The sequence below is a fragment of the Bianquea renquensis genome, from assembly GCF_014384895.1.
Taxonomy (GTDB): Bacteria; Bacillota; Clostridia; order Lachnospirales; family Bianqueaceae; genus Bianquea; species Bianquea renquensis.
In genome coordinates, this window is the sequence record NZ_JACRSQ010000003.1 from 43999 (window position 1) to 66064 (window position 22066).

General features: G+C 47.6%; 18 protein-coding genes. 5 read left to right on the plus strand and 13 right to left on the minus strand.

Features of this window, described 5'->3' with window-relative positions:
* Positions 1 to 48: 48 nt before the first annotated feature.
* The 7 genes from H8730_RS03105 to cls form a co-directional block, all read right to left on the minus strand.
* A complete protein-coding gene (locus H8730_RS03105) occupies positions 49 to 2583 on the minus strand; it encodes an ABC transporter permease (RefSeq protein WP_177719348.1) in 2535 nt (844 codons plus the stop codon).
* Entirely contained in the window at positions 2580 to 3257 is a 678-nt protein-coding gene (locus H8730_RS03110) for an ATP-binding cassette domain-containing protein (protein WP_177719349.1), read from the minus strand. Before H8730_RS03110 ends, H8730_RS03105 begins: the two co-directional genes overlap by 4 nt.
* Before the next feature lie 465 nt (positions 3258 to 3722).
* Positions 3723 to 4319: a histidine phosphatase family protein gene (locus H8730_RS03115; RefSeq protein ID WP_177719350.1), complete on the minus strand. Its 597-nt coding sequence runs from the start codon at positions 4317 to 4319 to the stop codon at positions 3723 to 3725.
* Entirely contained in the window at positions 4316 to 5104 is a 789-nt protein-coding gene (gene cobS / locus H8730_RS03120) for an adenosylcobinamide-GDP ribazoletransferase (protein ID WP_177719351.1), read from the minus strand. The genes H8730_RS03115 and cobS overlap by 4 nt, the downstream gene beginning before the upstream one ends.
* A complete protein-coding gene (cobU, locus tag H8730_RS03125; protein ID WP_177719352.1) occupies positions 5101 to 5691 on the minus strand; it encodes a bifunctional adenosylcobinamide kinase/adenosylcobinamide-phosphate guanylyltransferase in 591 nt (196 codons plus the stop codon). Before cobU ends, cobS begins: the two co-directional genes overlap by 4 nt.
* A 5-nt stretch (positions 5692 to 5696) precedes the next feature.
* Positions 5697 to 6770: a nicotinate-nucleotide--dimethylbenzimidazole phosphoribosyltransferase gene (gene cobT / locus H8730_RS03130; RefSeq protein ID WP_177719353.1), complete on the minus strand. Its 1074-nt coding sequence runs from the start codon at positions 6768 to 6770 to the stop codon at positions 5697 to 5699.
* Between the two features lie 143 nt (positions 6771 to 6913).
* Entirely contained in the window at positions 6914 to 8398 is a 1485-nt protein-coding gene (cls, locus tag H8730_RS03135; protein ID WP_177719354.1) for a cardiolipin synthase, read from the minus strand.
* A gap of 207 nt (positions 8399 to 8605) precedes the next feature.
* Here cls and H8730_RS03140 point away from each other — a divergent pair, with 207 nt between their 5' ends.
* Positions 8606 to 9106 carry a hypothetical protein gene (locus H8730_RS03140; protein WP_177719355.1) on the plus strand — a complete coding sequence of 167 codons (501 nt, stop codon included), beginning with the start codon at positions 8606 to 8608 and terminating at the stop codon, positions 9104 to 9106.
* Positions 9107 to 9228: 122 nt separating this feature from the next.
* Here H8730_RS03140 and H8730_RS03145 read toward each other — a convergent pair whose 3' ends face one another.
* The 6 genes from H8730_RS03145 to H8730_RS03170 form a co-directional block, all read right to left on the minus strand.
* Positions 9229 to 9855: an ABC transporter ATP-binding protein gene (locus H8730_RS03145; protein WP_177719356.1), complete on the minus strand. Its 627-nt coding sequence runs from the start codon at positions 9853 to 9855 to the stop codon at positions 9229 to 9231.
* Between the two features lie 18 nt (positions 9856 to 9873).
* Positions 9874 to 10584 carry a DUF2705 family protein gene (locus tag H8730_RS03150; protein WP_177719357.1) on the minus strand — a complete coding sequence of 237 codons (711 nt, stop codon included), beginning with the start codon at positions 10582 to 10584 and terminating at the stop codon, positions 9874 to 9876.
* 706 nt (positions 10585 to 11290) lie between these two features.
* Positions 11291 to 12061 (minus strand): hypothetical protein, encoded by a 771-nt coding sequence (locus H8730_RS03155; protein WP_177719358.1) that lies wholly within the window; start codon positions 12059 to 12061, stop codon positions 11291 to 11293.
* Between the two features lie 118 nt (positions 12062 to 12179).
* Positions 12180 to 12617 (minus strand): DUF2712 domain-containing protein, encoded by a 438-nt coding sequence (locus H8730_RS03160; protein ID WP_177719359.1) that lies wholly within the window; start codon positions 12615 to 12617, stop codon positions 12180 to 12182.
* Positions 12618 to 13848: 1231 nt separating this feature from the next.
* The gene (locus H8730_RS03165) at positions 13849 to 14907 is read right to left on the minus strand and encodes a hypothetical protein (protein ID WP_177719360.1); all 1059 of its coding nucleotides are present in this window, start codon (positions 14905 to 14907) and stop codon (positions 13849 to 13851) included.
* A 69-nt stretch (positions 14908 to 14976) separates the two neighbouring features.
* On the minus strand, positions 14977 to 16224 hold the full coding sequence (locus H8730_RS03170) for a Gfo/Idh/MocA family protein (RefSeq protein WP_177719361.1): 1248 nt from the start codon (positions 16222 to 16224) through the stop codon (positions 14977 to 14979).
* Between the two features lie 231 nt (positions 16225 to 16455).
* Here H8730_RS03170 and H8730_RS03175 point away from each other — a divergent pair, with 231 nt between their 5' ends.
* The 4 genes from H8730_RS03175 (at position 16456) to H8730_RS03190 (ending at position 22033) form a co-directional block, all read left to right on the plus strand.
* A complete protein-coding gene (locus H8730_RS03175) occupies positions 16456 to 17427 on the plus strand; it encodes an ABC transporter permease (protein WP_177719362.1) in 972 nt (323 codons plus the stop codon).
* Positions 17428 to 17445: 18 nt separating this feature from the next.
* Positions 17446 to 18345, plus strand: coding sequence for a carbohydrate ABC transporter permease (locus H8730_RS03180; RefSeq protein WP_177719363.1), 900 nt, complete (start codon positions 17446 to 17448; stop codon positions 18343 to 18345).
* Between the two features lie 41 nt (positions 18346 to 18386).
* Positions 18387 to 20081, plus strand: coding sequence for a type 2 periplasmic-binding domain-containing protein (locus tag H8730_RS03185; RefSeq protein ID WP_177719364.1), 1695 nt, complete (start codon positions 18387 to 18389; stop codon positions 20079 to 20081).
* A gap of 128 nt (positions 20082 to 20209) precedes the next feature.
* Complete coding sequence (locus tag H8730_RS03190; protein ID WP_177719365.1) at positions 20210 to 22033, plus strand: helix-turn-helix domain-containing protein; 1824 nt, start codon at positions 20210 to 20212, stop codon at positions 22031 to 22033.
* The last annotated feature ends 33 nt before the right edge of the window (positions 22034 to 22066 follow it).

Consider the following 22066-nt stretch of genomic DNA (forward strand, 5'->3'; position numbering starts at 1 on the left):
TAGCTTAGGTTAAGGCTGTGCCGTGTTTTATAATGAAGAAACACCCGCTTAATAGTCCACCTCCTGCAACGCATGGACAACCGCTTTTTTCAGAATCCATTTCTGAACAGGGACGCAGATTCCCACATTGATGAGGAGCATGACAAGGGCAAGCAGCGCGAAAAGGCCCACCATGGTGGCAAACAGCGCCGAAGTCCCCGGATAGATTGTCGGCCAGCGCAAACAGTCCGCCGCTGCCAGCGCAAAAGCGCAGACACCGCCCGTCAGGATGCCAAATCCCCCATTGCTTACGTTCTCATGGATCAGCAAGCGCCGCAACTGCTTGCCGTCCAAGCCAATGGCCCGAAACAATGTATATCCCTGCAAATTATTTTTCATCTTGATGACATTGATCAATGCCAAGGCAATGGTGCTGAGAGCCATAAACAGAACCAGAATCAGATAGACCGGCACCTTCACTTCATTGATCGTCCCCTCATACTTGGCATAGATACGGTTTCTACTGTTCAATTCAACCTGATAGGACTTTGCCGTGGCCTGCCGCATGACCTTTTCCGCTATTTCCGGGTTGGTCTCCGGCGACGTATACGCAACCACTTCATCGTACATCAGTCTCGGGTCCGCTTCCTTCATGACCCCATAGGAAAATAGCAGGCCGGATGGAAAATTATCAATCTTCCTGTCCGACTTTAGCGCGGCGGTAACGGTGGCCGTATACCAGTGAATCTCCACATTTCCTTTCAACGGCTCCTGATAATTCAAGGCCGCCGTGGACACCACCGGAAGGGAAAGCCTCACCTCGTCGCCGATGGAGTATCCGCCCCCCACTGCGATAAGCTCCCGGCCCGCCTCAAAGGCGTCAATATCCAGATTTCCCTCGAGATACGGAATAAAAGCTTCCACCTGCTGCCGGTCAATGCCCCCAATGGGGTAGGGAAAGAAATCTTCCTGATCGGTATATCCAGCGTCCGCCATGGATTGAAGCACAGAGGGCTCCCCCTCGTTTCGAGGACTCCATGGGAGGTAGCCATGCAGAGATTCTGGGATGTCGGATTCCGCCTCATATACAATATGCATATTGTTCGTGATGATATTGCCACAGAACTCAATCTGGACAGCTGGCTTTTCCCGAAGCCACTGGATGGTCTCCCCCGTGACACCCATTTTCACTGGCACGGTGCTACCGAGTGTTGTAACCGTCCCTTGGGGGATAAGGATCTCATACTCCAACGTGTCAAATTTTTCTTTCATAAAATAGTATAGGGACATGCCATTGAATTCTGCCAGGTAAAAACCGAAGACCAAGACAAAGGCGCATCCAAAGTGTAGGAGAACCACCAGGATATTTTGTTTCCGGTGCTTCACGATATTGGCTTTATCCCACAGGCTGGACAGGGATTGCGGGTATTTCCTAGAATTCCTGCGGAGCCTTCTTTTTTTCTCTGTCCTCTCATCCAAGGGCATGGAGCGCACTTGCCTGCCTGCCTTGAGAGCGTATCCGGCCACAACGCTTATGATGCTGACGGCAGCCGTGATGAGAAAGGGGGTGGCCCCAAACACTGGATAGAACACCTGGCCAAATCCCCTGCTCACCCCGAGAATTCCGTACAGAAGCGCAATCCCCAGCCCACAGCCCAGGATGTAGGATATTCCGCTGAGAATGCCACCCTGTAGAATAAAGATTGCCACCGTCCGCCTTTTGTCCATGCCCACGCACCGCAGCAATTGGATATAGCGTTTGCGGCTGGAAAAGGTGATTTCCACAAGATTGAGAATTCCGACCAGCATGACAATCCAGACAAATAGGGTCAGGGCCAGGGAGATGATCCTTGCGTTGCGGATCTGGGTCTCCTCAATACTGTCAGGATAGAGTGCAAAAATATTTTCATCATATTGCCCGCCATATGTTTTCAGCGGTCCCTCAGTATCAGAAGTGCAGATGCAGGCATACAGGCAGTCCGGCTGTTCTCGACTCAGCAGAACGCCGGGAAAGGCCGTTTTCACCTCTGCTTTTTGGATGCTATAAAAATTCTGAATGTCATATGAACACGTTGTCATATATTCGGACAGAATTCCCGTCAGCACATATTCGCGGTTCTCCACCCCCGCCTCTGTCTGGATGGTTAGGGGGATGCGGTCCCCCACAGCGGCGTCCGGCGCTATGATATACAGGGTGTCGATCTCAGCCGCCACCTCATCCTCCCCCTCCGGCATCCTGCCCTCCAACAATCGAATGTTGCGCAGCTTCCGCATGGTCTCATCCATGTATCCCAGATAGGGCGTCATCTCCTCGACGATCCCCTGGCAGACGATGGGAGCCGTGGCCTGGGATAGTCCACTTCCATTTTGCGCCAGGGTATCCCGCTCCTTTCGGACTTGTTCGTAATCCGCATTAAAAATTGTACAGGTATAGGCACCATTCCGCTCGTCCCGCTGGACCCCATAGGTATAGACAGAGCTCTGATAGAAAAGCTGGATCGCTAGAATCCCGCTGGTTAGAATGGCAATGCAAAGAGTGGCGATAAGGGTTTCCTTCTTATGTTGAATGAGGTAGCGAACCGCTAACAGCCAGCTAGCTTTCAAGATAGCCCCCCTCCTATCCTGCCATCCTGGATGGTGATGACGGCTTCCATCTTGTCTGCAAGCTTTCGGTCATGTGTGACCAGAATCAGCGTCATATGAAAGTCTTGGGTCACCTCCAGCAGCAATGCGATCACCTCCGCACTCGTCTTAGAATCCAGATTTCCCGTGGGCTCGTCGCAGAGAAGAATTGGCGGTTTGTTCATGACGGCCCGGGCGATGGCGGTTCTCTGCTGCTGACCGCCGGACATCTGCCCTGGCAGATGCCCCAGCCGGCTGTGCAATCCCAACACCTCGACCACATGCTCAAAATACTCTCCATCTACATCCCGCCCGTCGATGAGGAGGGGCAACATGATGTTTTCCTTCGCCGTCAACTCCGGGACAAGATTATAACTTTGAAAGACAAAACCTATGTTTTGTCTCCGAAAAGCGGATAGGGCTTGATCTTTCATTGTGTAGATGGACTGTCCCCGAAAGAAAACCTCCCCCTCCGTTGGTATGTCCAAAGCCCCCAATAAATGCAAGAGCGTAGACTTACCGGAACCGCTTTCCCCCACGATGGCAATCTTTCCGCCCTCCGGTATGGTCAGCGAGCAGTGATCCAGCGCTACGACTGCGTTTTCATCACGCCCGTAACGCTTTGTCAAATTCTTGGTTGTCAAGATTGAATCCACACTAACCCCCCTTTAATTACAAATTGTGAAGATTAGGCGGCAGATCAAACCGCCTAATCTTCACAATAGTTCTCAAAATACCCCTTACACGATGTTAGACAAATCCGTCTATGCAATTGATATTGTACACGAACACAGTAATATAAATTGTTTCCCGACATTTTCTGCTATGCATCAATCTGACAAACACAAAGCAAGTTCCCATTCAAAGAATGCGTAAATCTAATCATTATTCCTTTATTTTTACAATTTGTTTTGTCATAATTATACAATTTCTTTTTTGATCTGTCAATATATATTTAAATTTTGTCTTGTCGAAAAAAGTTGCGTTGCGCGAACTTTGCAAGAACCTTCGGTTCTTCGGATCTAGGTCCGCCTCACGGCAGACTTTCCTATAGATAAAAAAGCCTTGTCGCTGCCACAGTGCAGCGCAAGGCCCTTTCCCAATATATTCATCACGAGTTGCTACCCATTTAGCCCCTGTAGCACCCAATACACTGGCTCCCCAGCCCCTTCCAGGGTGGTTACCGCTCCTTGTCGCAATGCCAACCGCCAGAAAGCATCCTCGGGCAAATCCAGCAGAACCAGCAGCAGCGCCTTCAAAATTCCCTCGTGGGCTGTCAACAAAATCCGCTGTTCTGCCGGTATCTGACCTAACCGGCCCGCCAATCGGCTTGCCCGCGCCAGCATCTGTCGAAAGCTCTCCCCGCCGCCGGGGATCCCCGCCTTCCAGTCCGAACAGTAGGCGGCCCATCCCACAGGGTCCTCCTCCGCAATCTGCGTCCAGCTCTTTCCAGCCCAGGAGCCAAAGTCGGACTCCAGAAGCAGCGGCTCAAGGAGCAAGGGCACAGACGCATCACGGTCTCCCCGCAGAATCTCCGCCGTCTGGACCGCCCTGGAAAGCGGGCTCGACCAAATTTGATCGACATCCTCCTGCCATCGGCGAGCCAGCGCCTCGATCTGCCGCCGGCCTGTCTCATTCATCGGCTCATCCAGCTGCCCGCTGTAGTACCCGAGCCGATTCCACTCCGTCTGCCCATGGCGCGCCAAATACAGTTTCATCCAAGCCCTCCCAGGATTCGCACCGCGATCACGGCCACAGTGAGAACAATACATTCTGTAACTTCTAGGGAAGCGCCTAAAGTGTCACCCGTCATACCGCCCAGCTTTCTGTAAATAAAGGCTCGAAAGCAAAGGCCCACAGCGATTCCAAAGGGAATCATGATCCATGCCGTATACCCACATAAGCCTGTCAACGCCAGGCCTATGATAAGGGTAACCGGAAGGTTCATGGCATCCTTATGAGCAAAATACAGCCCCCCCATCCCCGTCTTGCGCGCGTACTCGGAAATATAGATCAGGAGCGCCATGACGATGCGACCCACAATGGGCGCGGCGACCACAGGGCCCAGCACACGACACCATAGATCCATCCCATTGCCATATAGGCTCAGGCCACCGGCCAACTCTGTGTACATCACCCATTTACAGCCGAGCACCATCAGCATACCCAGAACGCCAAAAGAGCCAATCCGGCTGTCTTTCATAATCTCCAGCATTCGCTCCCGATCCCGCACAGAAAATACTCCGTCCCAAGTATCGGACAGTCCGTCGAGATGCAGGCCACCTGTCATAAAGGTATCCATAAGAACCGTCAAAAACCCTGCCGTAATAGGGGAAAAGACAAGATTGGCCAAATAGAATACGAGACAATTGAACAATCCGATTATAGCGCCGGCAACAGGGAAATATTTCACGCCTCTGGCAAAGATAGCATCATCGCCTTCTATCACCCACGGCAAAGGCAGGCGGGTCAAGAATTGTAGCGTGAGAACCAGCGATTTCAACGCAGGTCTCCTCCTTTCACATACAGAGGGAGTCCACTGACCATAAATACCACATTGGACATCCCTTCCGCCAGCGTCTGATTGGTGCGTCCGGCCATATCCCGGAAGATTCGCCCTAGAAGCCGCTCCGGCACCACACCCATACCTAACTCATTGGTCACCGCAATCACATGGCAATCCGCCGCTCGGATTCCCTGAATCAGTCTTCGGGCCTCCTCCTTTGCCATCTGATCCAGCTCTTCTGTCTGGGCCTTTTGTAGCGTATCTGGGTCCTGCTCTCCAATGTGATCGAACAAAAGGTTCGTCAGCATCACCGTCACGCAGTCCAGCAAAATGACATCATATACTTTGGACTTCTGCCGGATCACATCCGCCAAATTCTGGTACCCCTCATAGGTGTCCCACGTCGCCGGACGACTTTCCTGATGCTTCTTAACCCTCTGCTCCATTTCCCAGTCAAAGACTTTGGCCGTGGCGATATACAGCACCCTGCCCTCCGGACTCATTCTATATGCTAAATTCTGCGCGAAGCCACTCTTACCACTTCGCGCACCGCCCGTAACCAAAATCTTTTTCACATCCACCATACGACTTACGACTCCCGAATGTCGACGAGAAAATCATCTTGCATAGCCGTCTCTGCGAAGGTCTCCATATTCTTCTGCATGGCGCAGGCGAATTCCATAACACTGAACATGATGGGGCATCCGCTTCCTTCTCCCAGCCGCATATCCAGGTACAGCGTCGGCTCCAGCCCAATCCGCTCCATAATGGCCTGATACGCCGGCTCCATGGAACAGTGGGATGCAAACATATACTCCCGTGCATTGGGGGCAAAACGGCTGGCCAGCAACGCCGCCGCCGCGCTGATCACACCGTCGATGACCACTGGCAGTCCATAATAGGCGGCTCCCAAATATGTGCCCACCATACCGGCAATATCCAATCCGCCGACTTTTGCCAGAATATCCAGAGGGTCCGCCCCGTCCACCTGATTGACCTCAACCGCTCTTCGAATCACATCCTGCTTATGTAAAAACGCTTCTTCCGTCAGGCCAGCACCCTTTCCTGTGATGGAAGCGATGGGCAGCTCCGGAAAACAGGCATGTACAATGGCGCTGGAGGTGGTGGTGTTGCCAATGCCCATCTCTCCGGTTCCAAACAGATTGACTCCCTCATCTTTTAGCGCTTCTACCTGTCTCACTCCTACCATAATAGCTGCCATGGCCTCTTCCCTGGACATAGCCGGCTCCTTTGCGATATTGCCAGTCCCTCTTCGGATCTTCTCCTGGATAAGCCCCTCCCCTTGAAGCTCCGCATCCACTCCGATATCCACAATCCGGACCTGAGCACCATTTTGTTTCGCCAAAACCATCACACCGGTTACGCCCTTCACCATGTTCAGCGTCTGCATAGCTGTGATCTCTTTAGGGGCGCTGGCCACGCCTTCCTCCAGCACGCCGTTGTCCGCCGCCATAACGATAACCGCTTTCCCCTTAATCTCTGGGCAGACTTCCCCGTAGATTCCAGCCAGACGGCAAGCGATAGACTCCAGTTTTCCCAGGCTTCCCAAAGGCTTCACCAGCTGATCACAGCGTTCCATGGCTGCCTGTCTCTTTTTTTCATCAATGGGCTGTATGCCCGCAATCAATTTTTCAAAGGTCATAATCCACATTTCTCCTTTACTATAGTCCGAATCTGCGCCAAGCTCGGCCGACATTAATACTCGCTTCCGCAATCATTATACCGTACCCCCACGGGTTTGACAAGGAAATATTATGACATCCTTTGTACTTGCTTATGATCCTTTTATAAAATTGGCGAGATCATTCGGCATACGGCTTCCCGAATCCGATTCCATAAAGGCCGCTGTTGATACGCTTCCAACGTGATCTCGGAGCATTGGGCTAAATCTGCCTCGAAGGCAGCGTCCAGCTCTGCTGTCAGCTCCCTGTGGTAGAGGAAGGCGCTCTGCTCAAAATTTAAGCTAAAGCTCCGCACGTCCAGATTGGCGGTCCCCACTGAGGACACTTCCCCGTCGGCAGTGATGACTTTGCTGTGCAAAAATCCATTGTGATACGCGTAGCAGCGAACACCTGCCTGGAGAAGTTCTTCCACGTAAGACATGGAGGCCCAGAAAATGCAAGGGTGATCTGGTTTATCGGGCAACATAAGGCGAACGTCCACTCCCGAAAGGGCCGCCATCTTCAAGGTTTCTCGGATGGTGTCATCGGGAATCAGGTAAGGCGTCTGGATGTATAGCTTTCTTCGCGCACTTGAAATTAAACGCAGGAATCCATTGCGAATGGTGGGCCATTTTGCATCCGGGCCGCCGGACACCATCTGGACCGGAACATGCCGAATTGCTTTAGCCCCTGTTATGCAGGGCCGGAGTTCTTCCTCTCTGTACTCACGCAGGAGTGAGATCGGATGATCTTGAATGGGGTCCTCCGCCCCATAATTCCAATCCTGAACAAAGCGAAGCTCCATCCCTCCGACAGCGCTTCCCTGGAAGCGCAGATGTGTATCCCGCCAGTATCCTAGAGGACCTTTTCCCACATATTCATCCCCTACATTGAATCCTCCGATATACCCAACGACTCCGTCAACGATCAAAAGTTTTCGATGATTCCGATAATTGATCTGAAAATGCAGGTAGGGTACAAAAGGGGGGAAAAAGGTTTCCACCTTTCCCCCGGCTCTCTCCAGTTGGCGAAAAAAACGGCGGGGGACCAGCATACTCCCCATCCCATCCACTAACAAACGAACTTCCAGGCCTTCCCTCGCTTTTTGGCATAACGCCTCCATAAATTGCCTACCCAACTCATCCTGACGAAAAATATAGGATTGTATGAAAATATAGGACTTGGCCTTCTGGATATCGTCCAACTGGCTTACAAATAGAGCAGCGCCATCGACAAAAAGATCAATGGCATTGTCATCGGTGACGATGCTGTCATCCTGGGCCAACTGTAGCCGCACAGACGCCATGTGATCCTCCAGTTCAGGCAGCACAATTCCCTGATCGAATAACTCCTCCTGCCGGTGCGCCATTAAAACGTCCAGGTCCCGCGATTCCTTATCAGCAAACCGGGTTTTCCGCAGATCTCTCCCAAAATAGATGTACAAAAAGAAGCCTGGCACCGGAACTGTCAACATGACCAACAGCCATGCCCAGACCGCCGCCGCGCTAAGCCGTTTTGACCGCATTTCCTGGAGAATCCAGTATACATTGAGAATTCGGAAGAGCCAGGAGAGCAAAATCCAAACTTCCCCCCATGACGGTAATCCCACACCATCGCCTCCCTTGTCGTTTCCCGATAGTGTGTGCTGTGAATAAGGTTTTTATCCATTGTCACCGATGGCCTCCCCGCGTGCGTTACTGTCAGCATTTTCCCTTGATTTTTCTGGTCCACAAGTAAATCTTATTTTTTTGTTGACTATTGCTTTCAAATATACTAAACTAATAGATAGCGTACATCATCAAAGGAGGATTTCCTAGTGGACACTTTAGGAATAATTTTTACCGTTGTCATTATTGTCATACTCGTCCTAGTGGGCTTGTACTTCTTAGGCCGGAAGCTGCAAAAGAAGCAGGCGGCATCTCAGCAGATGATCGAGCAGAACCGCCAGCAGGTTTCCGCGCTTATTATCGATAAGAAAAAAATGAAACTCACAGACTCTACCCTTCCCAAAGCCGCTGTCAATGAGGTTCCTTTTTACCTTAAAATGCGCAAGATGCCCATGGTAAAGGTCAAAATCGGGCCACAGATCGCCACCCTGCTATGCGATGGCAAAGTTTTTAAGACTCTGCCCCTGAAAAAAATGGTCAAGATCGAGATTGCCGGTGCATACATTCTCGGATACTCCACCGCCAAGAAGGGAGAGCGAAAGCCGGAAACTCCGGTTAAGCTCACCTTCCGGCAAAAGCTATCCAATAAAATCACCAGCCTGCAATCCGGCATGAAAGGCGATAAAAAGAAAAAGGCTCCGAAGAAATAAAGACACAATGGGGCGGAGACGAGGGAGATAAAATCCCTCCTCTCCGCCCCTCGTTTTGCCCGAAAAAAAATCGCCTGAATGCTAAAAAAGGATTCGCAGGCGATTTTTTGTATACTGAAATGTCAATATAACCTCCCCTCTGCCATTTTTAACTGTACGTCGGCAATCTGGATATCATCCATGTGATGGCTAGTCAAAACGATCATGGCGCCTCTCTTTTTTTCTTCCAGCAGGATATTCCGTATAGACTCGCTTCCTCTCTCATCTAAGGCATTGGTCGGTTCATCCAAAAATAAGAGTTCGGGCCTCTCGAACAATGCCTGCGCCAAATTGAGCCTTTGCTTCATCCCAAGTGAATATGTTTTGACTTTCGAATCCATTACCTTCTCCAACCCCACTCGCAATAACGCGTCTTCTATATCTTTCTCCGACGCAACCTTGCGAATTCTGGCTAAAGCCCGCAGGTTGTCCCGGCCCGTCAGATACGGTAATAAGCTTATATGTTCAATAATCAGCCCCATATTGCCAGGGAACGATATATCTTTATGCAGAAGACGGCCATTTATCATGACCTCACCTTCACTCGGATGAATCAAACCAGCAAGCATCCGCAGCAGCATTGTCTTTCCAGAGCCATTTGGCCCAACCACCCCATAAATCGTTCCTGGCTCAAACTGATAGGTGATATCATCTAGAACAAGTCTGCTCCGGATTTTTTTTGTTACGTGCCGCAACTCCACAGACTCCATATGACTATACCTCCCCTTTCAAAGATAGTCTCTTCTCTGTATTTGATGATAGGATAGTAAAGCGATAGCCGCAGCATGTCCGGCCAACGACAGCAATATGCCTGTCCACTGTACCCCGCTTTCTTGTATGCGAGCATACAGTGCAAAATTTAAAAAACAAAGGTATTTCCATAGACTCCCGCCAGCTAAAACATGTGTACCGATAATGATTGAGATAATACCATATATGTTGATAATGAGAACCGCAACCGTTTCTGGCATAAACAATTCCAGCATCATCTGCATCCACACTAAGATTGATACGGTGACAATCCACAGGGTTGCGCCGATAAACTCAACCGACGAAAAGCGAACTGCTACTCCCAAATTAAAAATTCTATTCATTACAATGCTCATGGCGACTTCCATTCCATAAATAATACACACGGATACTACAATCTGAGCAAACTGCTTCACTATAAAATAGCTATACTCCTTTCCACGGGACAGGAGTAGTATCCCATATCCATCAAGAAAACGCCTCATCGCTCCCATGTGAAAGAATGTGATACACCCGAAATAGAAGTAGCCATATGCTAAAACTAGAATAGAATCCGTATACCGTACACCATACACATTTAACAGCGGCAACGGCAGTGCCACATTGCGATACAATGGCCGAATGAACATGAACAAGAGCCCCACTTGAATCAACGTTCCGATAAATAGTATACCTACCCGTATTTTCATAATAACTAGCCTCGTAAGAAATCACGTCGAAGGAACCTGCAATACGAGAGTAACCCGCTCAACATATACATTCCGGCCATTCGAATCATCCTGTTTGTAATATAAACCGTAACCTGTTGCTGTTCTAAGATTTGCAATAGTATATCTATATCCGTGAAGAAGAATCCGATATTCAATTGCATCCCGAATATGTACGTCAGTAGAAAGAATATAACAACAGTGAGTAGAATACTTCCCCAAGTTCTCTCAAGCCAATCTTGAATGACAAAAAAACAATTGACTATGGTGCCATACAGCAGAGTAAACTGGACTGTCTGCAGCATAAGGCCCAGTTGAAAAAGGCTCCAATCGACATTATTTCTGTCATAGAAAAGAAAAGTTCCCATTAGAACAATGCCACAAAGGGTGATGCTAAATACCACACAATATATCAGCGTTAGCAAAATTCGACATGCGAAAAATCGTGTCCTTGAACAAAACCTTGTAACAATATGAATTTTTACATCGGGCATAAGAAAATACAGAGCAGTCAAACATACAAAACTGTACATGCTGGTAACATAGCGAAGATGAAAAAAACCCTGAAATACCACCGTGATATTTTGATCTCGGATGCCAAAAGGCATCAAGGGCAACGACTGCGTACACCAGAACACGCCCAATGCAAAAATCAAAGCCAATAGAACCAAGCTTCCGCGAATCCATCTCATCGTTTTCTTCTCGCCACGACAAACAAGCAGGGGACAATAACAACAAGACACAGCAAAAGCGACCTGCCATATACATACCCCAATCTCTCTAACTGCCACTCTGTGAACGGCTGTACTACATCAATAACCGACTTAGGCAATATAATCTGACCAAACCAAAAGACAAACATGAAGGAGTAAACCACCCTTTTATCTGCAAATACAAGAGAGATACATACTGACACGGTCCCCAAAAAACCGGCTAAAAAGCAGGTACTCAATAAAAACATGATATTGACCAATCCCGGCTGGTACCATGCCATCTGTGCCATAGGCCTTTGATCATACCTAAGCATCTCATAATGCAACCGCCCGATACCTTCCATCTTCGGCACATTCCACCCGAGTACTAACGCAAAGCCATAGTTCATCAACAATGGAATAAAATACAGCAAAAAAGAGGTGACAAAGGTTGTTGCAACCAGCTTCCTGACATATCGCCCCATTCCATATCGCGTGCTGATAAGTGAAGAAAAACCAAGCTTTACATCTTCAATATAGCGGTCGCCGACGGCTAACAGAATCCAGATTGGCATTAACCAAATCAGTAGAATCTGTAGCACATGGCTTGCCCCACCAGTTAAGAATGTTAAATATTGATAGTTGGAGCGATAGGTAACAAAAGTATACACTAAATCTGCCAGCATACAGATAAGTAAAAAAAGAAAGATACACTGTGACCGCCTTCGCCTGCAAATTCGAAATACATCGTACCCCAGCCTATTCATCAATCCTCCCCCTTCAAAAAAGCGGGACTGCCGCAGTTGCGAACCACACAGAACAAGAGTATTATGAGCTCCCATTTAACATCGCTTTGCAACAGTCCCTATCACGTTGAAATTTCTACTAATTTGTGGTCTGAGCGCGCCAGCGCCCTTCAATATAATAGACGCCTGAATTATAGTTGTTGTTTTGGCACGTTAGATATGTTTTCAAGTTATAGTATGAGACCGTTCCATCATCCAGCTGATAGTTGAAGCTACTCCGGTCTCCAACCATTACGTTATGGCCACTTGTAAGATTGAATAGTTCCCCATCCTCCAGCCAGAATGTCATATACGTCCCTTCACCTTCAGTGCTATAATCTAAGTCAACGGACCACTGATTATATTTGTTTCCAGATGACCTATATTGAGATTGGCTAACACGAGCATTTCTCTGCCATGCAGGGACCGATAATTCGTACCGATCGTACGGCACAGTAGCGGCATTTACTATCGATGGAATCATAATCATCATTAAAGACATTAGAGCCAAACCAACCATACACTTTTTCGCTTTCATATGAACCTCCTTTTCATATTAAGTAACATAATAGCAAATCTAAACTAGAAAGTCTGCTGGCCCCCCCTTCATTCTAACTGTTATATAATGAGCTCATAATACCAATGTATATATCGCAAATTTGTTATCAATTATAGCGAATTATATTAAGACATACACTCAGACAGCCCAGCAATTCAACTTCATCATTTCATTTGCTATATAGGCAGAAAAAGGATTAATTTGTTGATAATTATTACTCAGTTATAAATAGTTTTAATATATTTATTTTTTATTAAATAATTTCTGTTTTTTATCCATTTTTCGATCTATTTTTATTATATATTTTTTATTTGTTTTTGTCAACCCTAAAATTATATTAAAGTATTTTATTTCACTATTTTTAAACATCTCAATTATGCTTTTTTCATCGCTTTATGGAGTTGTTTTTAGCTTAATCTCACGCAAATGCAATGCTGTTCTAAATCATACATTCCCACGACACCAGCAATCGGTTGGCAGCAAGTGCTTTATGTATTTGGCTCCGCCGAATAACTGGGAATAGTCCTCGACGGCGCAACCTTTTATCAAAATTTGGCAGATACGTGTATCGTCCTCTGTTGTTTTCATTCCACATGACTTCTATGACCTTATAAATCCAGGCTATTGGGGGGTTAGAAGGAAGTCTGAAATTCCCATTACCACGATACCCTCTTCATCGCGCCATAGCGTAATCCAATCTTTTACTAAGATGATCTTTTTGAATGAATCACCGATGTTTACCAGGGATTTTTGCTATTATCGGGGATGGCAAATGCATACTGAATAATATTCTATCTAGGGATTTCTGGGGGGCATCCCATCCTTTTTATTCGCTTCATCGTACATACAGCCGCTGCAGGATGGGCAGTGCACAGTCCTTTTCCAGATGGGAGTAGTCCGGCTCAAAGGTGCGACGGGATTTATATGGCGGAAACCACTTCATCGGTGGATGCAGAAATTAAGAGAATACTTCTGTCAAAGCCCTTTGCATCTGGTTCAAAGAGCATTTATAACGCACCGTTTTTAGAAGTTCACAGCAGGCATACTCTTTAAAAGAATTATATTCGTCCTATATGCCTGTGTGATTATGGATACTATCGATGAATCAATCTTCCGCCTTACAACAAGCCGCTTCCTCCACCCCCACCAAAAAAGGCCGCTGCTCTATAGACAAAATCTATATTTGCAACGGCCCAACGGCGCTTGCCTGTTATTTCAGCCCTTCATGGCCCAAAAACCATGCTTCCGCAGTCTCCAAAAATCGTTCTAAACACTGATATTCCTCGTCATACGCCTCCGGTATCTCCTTCGCAATACTGCGCAAAGGCTCCGGGTCCTTGGTCTGCTCATATTTTATGGTCATATTCATCCATTTTTGTGTCCGCTCGCAACACGCTCTGTATTCATTCATAGACGGATACGCTTGATTCTGTAAATCGATATTCCATTTTTTGCAGATATATTGCATCGATTGATACAGCATACTTCTGTGTTCATAGATCGCGTGGGCATTATTGACTAAACCTCGGAACACGGAATGGAATTCGCCATGGTGTAGTTCCGTATTTAGCAGTTCCTCCAGGCCCCTGAGACACGCGATGCCGGTATAGAGGGTCTGAGACTCTGCCGCGCTGTCATTGTAACGGCTTACGGTCTGACTCTGTATGATCTTGCCGCAGACTTCATGACGGATCTTCTCATACGCGCCAAACACACATCCATCCGTCACATACTTAGGCTGGATAGAAAATGCCGTCACATAGAATTGAAACCGGCTCGATATATCGATACTTTCATACTCATAATAAAGATGCCTCTTGATATCTTCTATGGTTTCCTCCATATAAGTATACGGTATCTGAGCGGCGCCAAATCGGTATTGGGACAAGCCCACGGTCTCAAAGGCCTGCGCCTCATCGTTAAATCCATACAGTAGCACCTCATGGTAGCGCTTTTCATTCACTTTGATAAACATGACAATATAGCGAGTATTCCGAATATTGTCTCGCAGGGTATCCACTATATTTTCTTTTGAAAGGGTACACAGCCGTATCTGGTTCCTCTGCAGAATTTCATCGTGATAGGAGGGCAAATCAATCTCCATATCACCAAACATAAAGTTGCCTTCCGGAGACATGAATAAATTATAATGGGATGCAATCCAGTCCTCCGCGTATCTTGACGCTTGGATGACCGCCAACCGGTTAAATAGCCAACATTCTGTTACAACAGCGACTTTCTCAATCTCTAGAGGTAATTTGATTATCATTTGTACACTCCCCCGCATCCACCCCCTCCTGTCCACGGAATTCCTGCGAGAGGGGGAGGAATCTTTTTGCTAATCCAGCGAGTACGGACTCTCTGGCATAGGATCACGGTGCACCCAGCTTCCATTTGTAAAATCCGGTACCGATACCGGCATACTGCCCTTGGCAATGGATTCCTCTGACAGGCAGGTGATCGCCATCCAGGTAGCTGAATCATAGACATCGATGGGCAGGCCGATGCGGTGCTGAACGCTGTAGATAAACGCTCGAAGTACCAGATAATCCATGCCCCCGTGTCCACCGGTAACGCCGTCATTCAGAAATCTTTCCCAGATTGGATGCTGATATTTTTCAAGATACAGATCCACATCTTCCCACTTATGCTCAATAATAACCTCCAGTCCATCTTCCTCCGCGGGGTGTTCCGGCTCAAAATAGACTGAATGGTTCAGCTCCATCCAGATGCCCTTTGTGCCGTGTACAGCATTTCCGCGGCAGTATGGCCTTGGAAGAGAGGTATCGTGCATGATGGTGACGGTTTCACCGCCAGCGCATTTCAGAACAGTGGTAATGATATCGCCCAGGGCGTGACGGCGCCAGATTGGGTTCTGCTCCCCGTAAATCTCGGCAGCGCGGATATCCAGCCCACGGCTTTTGGACGCGGTTGAGGTCAGCGTCAAAAAACGGTTGCCGCGGTTAATATTCAAATATTTGGAAATCGGTCCGATCTCATGAGTGGGGTACAGATCCCCGTTGCGGTTCATGTGATGGTACGATCGCTGATACTGACGGCGCAGCTGATTGGCGATGCCCCGCAGGTCATGCTCGTAGCCGCCCTCGCAGTGGATGATTTCCCCAAAGAGCCCTTTGCGGATCATATTGAGAATCGCCAACTCATATTGACCGTAGCAGCAGTTTTCCATCATCATGCAAGGCGTGCCTGTCTCCTCATACGCTCTCACGAGATCCCAGCACTGCTCGATGGAGGATGCCCCTCCAACCTCAAATCCGGTATATTTTCCCGCTCTCATGGAAGCAATGGCAATCTTGATATGCTCATTCCACGAAGTGGCGATAATCACACCCTCAATATCATCGCGCTTCAAGAGCTCATGATAGTCGGTATAACGGCTCACAGGATATTCAGCATACTGTTGAATCGTCTTGACGCCCTCCTCCATCCGCTCTTCCACAATATCGCAGACAGCGGTAACCTCAACAAACTTCATTTGAGCCAGAGATTCCAACAATCCGATGGCTCGTCCGCCGACGCCGATCATGCCAATTTTGACAATGCGCTCTTCCTGGTTTTCTAGCATTTCAAAAACCTCCCAAAAAAATTATAACTGCCAATGGATGCACCATAGTAAATATGTAACATAAAAGGCGTTTCTCGTCAATAAACAATATTTTATTTTGACGAGAAATATTGTTTGTTGATTTTTTTGTAAAGGGATCGTATGATGGAATTACTTAAAAAGTTCGCATTCGCGGACCTTCCTATAGGATAAATACATCTCGGCCAGAGAAGGAAAGAGGGAAATCGGCTTATGGAATTCGGAAACAGAACGATAGCAGCCAGAAACGGTACAAAAACTGGCAGGCGCAGAAAACGAGGCGGCATCGGGGCAAAAGAACAACTCCAACTCATGTTGATCATGCTTCCACCCCTTATCCTGATCTTCATTTTTTCTTACATACCTCTCTATGGCGTCTTGATTGCATTTCAGGACTTTGTTCCCGGTAATCCGATCTTGTCCTTTGACGGTAGCACCCAATGGGTCGGCCTCAAACACTTTACCGACTTCATCACGTCTAGAACCTTTACAAGGCTATTTCGCAATACGCTGGTTCTCAGCGGATTAAACCTTGTATTCGGCTTTACCGCCCCCATCATTTTTTCGCTGATTCTAAATGAAGTCAAAATATCCTCCTATAAGAAGCTGGTCCAGACCGCAAGCTACCTGCCCTATTTTATCTCCACGGTTATCGCAGCTGGTATGGTGCTTTCCTTTATCGATACCAACGGTCTTATCAACCGGATACGCGAGATCTTCGGACTACCATCCAAGGCCTTCTCCATGGATCCCAACTGTTTTCCGGCCATCTATACCATCACAAATGTCTGGAAAACCTTCGGATGGGACAGTATTTTGTACATGTCCGCCATGTCCTCCATCGATATGAATCTGTATGAGGCGGCGAAATTGGATGGGGCCAACCGGGTGCAGCAGATGTGGAATATTACGCTCCCCTCTATCAAGCCAACCATTATGCTTCTACTCATTTTTGCCATTGGCAGCGTCCTAAGTACCAACACAGATTTGGTTCTGCTCCTGTACAATCCTGCGGTCTACGAGACGGCCGATGTCATGGCAACGTATGTTTACCGCGATAGTCTGTTGGGTGGCCGCTTTAGCTTCGGTACCGCAGTCGGGCTGTTCACCTCCGTGCTGAACTTTACCCTTGTCTTCATCGCCAATTTCATTTCTAGAAAAGTCGCTGATTATTCTTTATGGTAATCGTTAGGAGAGTTCAAAATGGCCAAAACAAAATCCAAAATCAAAGATGGTTCGCGCATTTTTGATGCATTCTGCATTTTCTTCTGCGCATTGATCTGCCTCGTCACACTGTATCCCATGTATTATGTCCTGATCATGTCGCTCAGCGAGCCTGCTGCCGTCAACTCCATGTCCGTTTTTCTGTACCCCAAAGGGTTTCAGTTGAAATCCTACACGCTGCTGTTTAAGGATTCCTCTATGTGGCGAGCCTATGGAAATACGATTATCTACGCGGCCTCCAGCACGCTGCTCACGCTGATTACGTCCGTGCTCGCCGCCTATCCCTTGACGGTGCATGGGCTCCATGCGCGCAGATTCTTTGTAACCTACCTGTTAATTCCAATGTACTTTTCAGGAGGATTGATTCCAAGCTTCCTGTTGATCAATAATCTAGGGCTTTACGGGACGCGCTGGGCTATTATTCTGCCAGCCTCCTACAGCATCTGGAACATCATGTTGGTGCGCACCTTTTTTTCCAATCTACCGGAAGATCTGCGGGAATCTGCCAAGATGGACGGCGCCGCCCATATACGCATCTTGTTTCAAATCTATCTTCCCCTCGCCAAATCGATTCTGGCCGTTGTGGCCATCTATAGCATTGTCGGGATGTGGAACAGCTGGTTCAACGCTCAGGTGTATTTGCCCACAACAGAGCTTCAACCGCTGCAAATGTACTTAAAGCGTGTCCTCGTTCAGATGTCGGTGGACTTGACTAAGCTCAATTCCACTGAGATTGAGGATGCCATGGAACAAATGTTTTCCGCCACACAGTTGAAGTATTCCATGATCATTTTTACAACCCTTCCCATCATCTTCACCTATCCGTTTTTCCAGAAATACTTTATCAAAGGCGTAATGGTTGGCTCCCTCAAGGGCTGATCTTAAATAGCGCAAAAAAAGAAAAAAAGGAGGATATAGTTATGAAAAAGTTTGTGAAAACGGTAGCCATCGTCCTGTCGTTGACTATGACGCTGACGGCTCTTGCCGCTTGCAGCAACAGCAAGGAGAATGACAGTAGCAGCTCCAGCAGCGCAAACAACAGTTCAACGGTATCATCGAATTCCACTGTGGAGGAAGACAAGGTTCATACCCTAAAAATCCTTGGACCCGATCCCGGAAACCAGTACATCAAATTCTCTGAGAGAGAAGAATACAAAGTTTGGGGATTGCTGCAGGACATGCTCAAAGAAAATAATTTGGAACTTGAGCTTGAGGCCGTGCCCAACGATCAATATGAGGTGGTCATACAGACCCGTATGGCATCCACAAGTCTTCCTGACATTGCAAACCTTACGCCTATCGACGACGCGTCCATCCTAACTCTCGGCAAAAACGGTACAATACAGGAGCTGAGCGAACTGATTCAGAAATACAGCAACGGCAATATTGATCGCATGTTCGGCGAAGTGTACGACACCGCGTACCCTTTGATCACAACGGCGGAGGGAAAGATCTACTGGCTGACAGACCTTCATAAAGGAAGCACCTATGGGGGCAAAGAGATCCCCGTGGGGCTTGGGATGCAGATCCGCCAGGATTGGCTGGATAAAGTGAACGCCAAAATGCCCACGACCCTTGCGGAGTTCACCGACGTCCTTCGCACCTTCCGCGAACAGGATGTAAACGGAAACGGCAAACAGGATGAAATCATTTTGGTTGACGCGCAATACTTCAACAATGGCTTAGCGCAGATCTTTGGCCTGGGCAACGGGTATGTGGCCCTGGATGTGATAAACGGCAAAATCGTGTCCCCCTGGTATCAGGATAACATTAAGGAGTACTTCACGTATCTCAACGGTCTTGTAAATGAAGGGTTAATCGATTCTGCTACTCTCGGATCCTGGGATATCCAGAATCAGCGTCTTGCAGATAACTTAGTTGCCAGCTGGAATGCCTATGACTCCGCAACCTATCTCAATGGATATGTTACCAGCGACAGTTCCGCCAATTATGTGCCCGTTTTCACTCTGACAGACGCCGTGGAAGGCTCTGAGCCGTGGAAAGAAGTCGAGACCTCACAGCTCGTCTGGCAGCGCTACTGCATCACGAAGGCCTGCACCGATGTGGAGGGCGCCATCAAGTTCTTCGACATGATCTATTCCGATGAATATATGACGATTCTTCACTGGGGCGTCGAGGGCGAAACCTATGAGGTCCGCGACGGCGTCAACTACTCCATCAACATTGGCACCAATGAAGATAAAGCAAATGCCAGAAAAACAAATGGCTCTCCCCTTTGGGGCGACCTGCTCCCCCGCGTACAGCTCGGCAGCGCCTATAAGACATACGATGAATGGGAAGAGGTTTTGAAGGGGGAAAATCGTTCCGATGTGCAGATTCAAGCCATGGCAAAGGCAGTAGACTATGAATACTGGTATCCGTTAATGCTGGATAACTTCCTTGCTATGCCCACCGACGAGGAGACAGAATCCCTCAACAAAATTCTGACGGGAATCCAAACCTATTCCGACGAGATGTGTATGAAGATTACCTTGGGCACTGCATCCTTGGATGATTTTGACACATACCTCGGAGAGTTGAAGGAGCTGGGCTTGGATGAACTGATTGCCATTCAGCAGGCGCGCTATGATCGCTTTGTCGCGGCAAGTAAGTAATCATGATAATTTAAGAATTTCCACATTGTAAACGCCATAGGCCGGGTATACTGATAAAATATGAATCCATATACTCGGCCTATTCTTGTAACATGGGAGCTTAAATCTGTCGACGGGTGGTGAGAGATGTGAAGCTGAAAAATTATGGGAAGTATTTTCAGCACAACATGCGGTTGTTCACTACAATTTTTATTTTAATTTGTGTGGCCGTAACCAGTTTCTATCTGTACAATTCGATCCATTATCAGCTTGATATGATCAAAAAAGATTATGGAAATGACGCAGAGCGCATTTCCCTTGAATTGGATAATAAACTGACGCGGATCAGCAATGTCATGAACGATATTTCGAACCTCACATGGGTTAAAAAGCTGACCACCTCGTCCGATGTGTTTTTACAAGAATTTACAGCCTTGAAGCGGCTTGAATGCCAGGAGGCCTTATCGCAGTATCTCAGCATCGACAGTTCTGTGATGGATATCGCAATCTACATTAAAGATCGGGAACTCGTCGTATCCCAAAAGGGATGGTTCTCAAAACCGGAGTACCGCTCCTATCTGATGACGGGCCGGTGTGATATTGAACCAGACCGTATTTATGAAACCGCAGAGCACAGGAACACCATCGAGTCCTTCGTCACTATGGACTATAATATTAACAGCAAGAAAAATATTGTGATGATCAAAAACCTGGTAGAAGTGTCCTCACCTACAGCCAGCTTGATTATCATTTTAAATAAAGAGCTCTTTAACCAGAGCATCTCGAAACTCGGCAGCGAAAACATTGGCCTTGAGGTGCTGAATCTTTCCGAAGAACCCTTATTCTATACGTCACAGGATATCCCACAGGAATATGAAATCCGGCTGGCTTCAAAAGTGCTTCCGGCATATTATCGGATTACGTATCCAGATCCTTCTTCGCGTTTTAATCAATACGGCTTCCTCAATTTTACCTTTCTTGCCATCCTCTTTTCCATGCTTCTTCTGGCAGTTTTAGTTTCCTTTTTGCTGTCGCTGTACAATATTCGCCCCTTACAACAATTGATGACAAAAATCAATGGATTTGTGGGGGACACACCGTATCCCCCTTCCAAAAAAACGGAATTTGAACTCATTGAAGATTCCTTTGCGTCGCTCTACGCGCAAAAACAAGACTTACAGGATCGCATCGCTGAAAACTATAACCTCACCCGAAAATACGCTCTCATGCTCATTCTTTTCGGGGATACGAATTTTGCGGAGTGGGTACAGCACTTTGATATGCTCGACATTTTGTTTACGGAGGATCAAAAATATTCTGTATGGATCCTATCCCAAAAGCAGGAAGCACCGGTGGAAATCAATTTCTCAGCGATGCTGTCGGAACTACATCCGCAGCTGGTCTGTACCGAAGAGATCGAGATCAGCTCATCACAAACCATATTGATTATTGGCCAGGATGCGTCTAACCCCCTTCAAGATTACGACCAGACGGCAGAGTGGATAAAATCCCTAGCGCTCCAGCGGTATAACGCCCTGCTTGAAATTCAGATTGGAAATACATGTGGCCCCGGCATAATGGGCATCTCACAGTCGTATCATAGTCTGGCGAAAGGAACGGAGCAGACAGAGACTGAACCGCCCTACAGAGAGGTGGGCAATGAAATCGTGCAGTATATCAACGAGCATTATTGCGATCCCGATATGTCGCTTAAAGATCTAAGCGCTCGATGGAATCTTTCAGTGCCCACGATTTCCCGGCTGTGCAAGGAAACCATTGGCGTAAACTTTTTAGATTATTTGACTACCCTGAGGCTGGAGAGAGCAAAAAAACTGCTCCAGGAGACCAGCTATTCGATAGCGGAAATTGCGCAAATGGTGGGCTATGCCAGCGAATACTCTTTCCGGCGAGCATTTCAGAGAAATGAGAACTGTCGGGTGCAGAACTGGCATAGGGGGAACCACCATGAATAAAGACGTGACCCCTCGCGGTTACATTGTTATGAG

Coding starts and splice junctions, on each gene's coding strand:
- H8730_RS03160 (WP_177719359.1), bottom strand. CDS start 12,617: ATGAAAGCGAAAAAGTGTATGGTTGGTTTGGCTCTAATGTCTTTAATG.
- cobT (WP_177719353.1), bottom strand. CDS start 6,770: ATGACCTTTGAAAAATTGATTGCGGGCATACAGCCCATTGATGAAAAA.
- H8730_RS03175 (WP_177719362.1), top strand. CDS start 16,456: ATGGAATTCGGAAACAGAACGATAGCAGCCAGAAACGGTACAAAAACT.
- H8730_RS03185 (WP_177719364.1), top strand. CDS start 18,387: ATGAAAAAGTTTGTGAAAACGGTAGCCATCGTCCTGTCGTTGACTATG.
- H8730_RS03155 (WP_177719358.1), bottom strand. CDS start 12,061: ATGAATAGGCTGGGGTACGATGTATTTCGAATTTGCAGGCGAAGGCGG.
- cobU (WP_177719352.1), bottom strand. CDS start 5,691: ATGGTGGATGTGAAAAAGATTTTGGTTACGGGCGGTGCGCGAAGTGGT.
- H8730_RS03145 (WP_177719356.1), bottom strand. CDS start 9,855: ATGGAGTCTGTGGAGTTGCGGCACGTAACAAAAAAAATCCGGAGCAGA.
- H8730_RS03115 (WP_177719350.1), bottom strand. CDS start 4,319: ATGAAACTGTATTTGGCGCGCCATGGGCAGACGGAGTGGAATCGGCTC.
- H8730_RS03170 (WP_177719361.1), bottom strand. CDS start 16,224: ATGCTAGAAAACCAGGAAGAGCGCATTGTCAAAATTGGCATGATCGGC.
- H8730_RS03150 (WP_177719357.1), bottom strand. CDS start 10,584: ATGAAAATACGGGTAGGTATACTATTTATCGGAACGTTGATTCAAGTG.
- H8730_RS03180 (WP_177719363.1), top strand. CDS start 17,446: ATGGCCAAAACAAAATCCAAAATCAAAGATGGTTCGCGCATTTTTGAT.
- H8730_RS03165 (WP_177719360.1), bottom strand. CDS start 14,907: ATGATAATCAAATTACCTCTAGAGATTGAGAAAGTCGCTGTTGTAACA.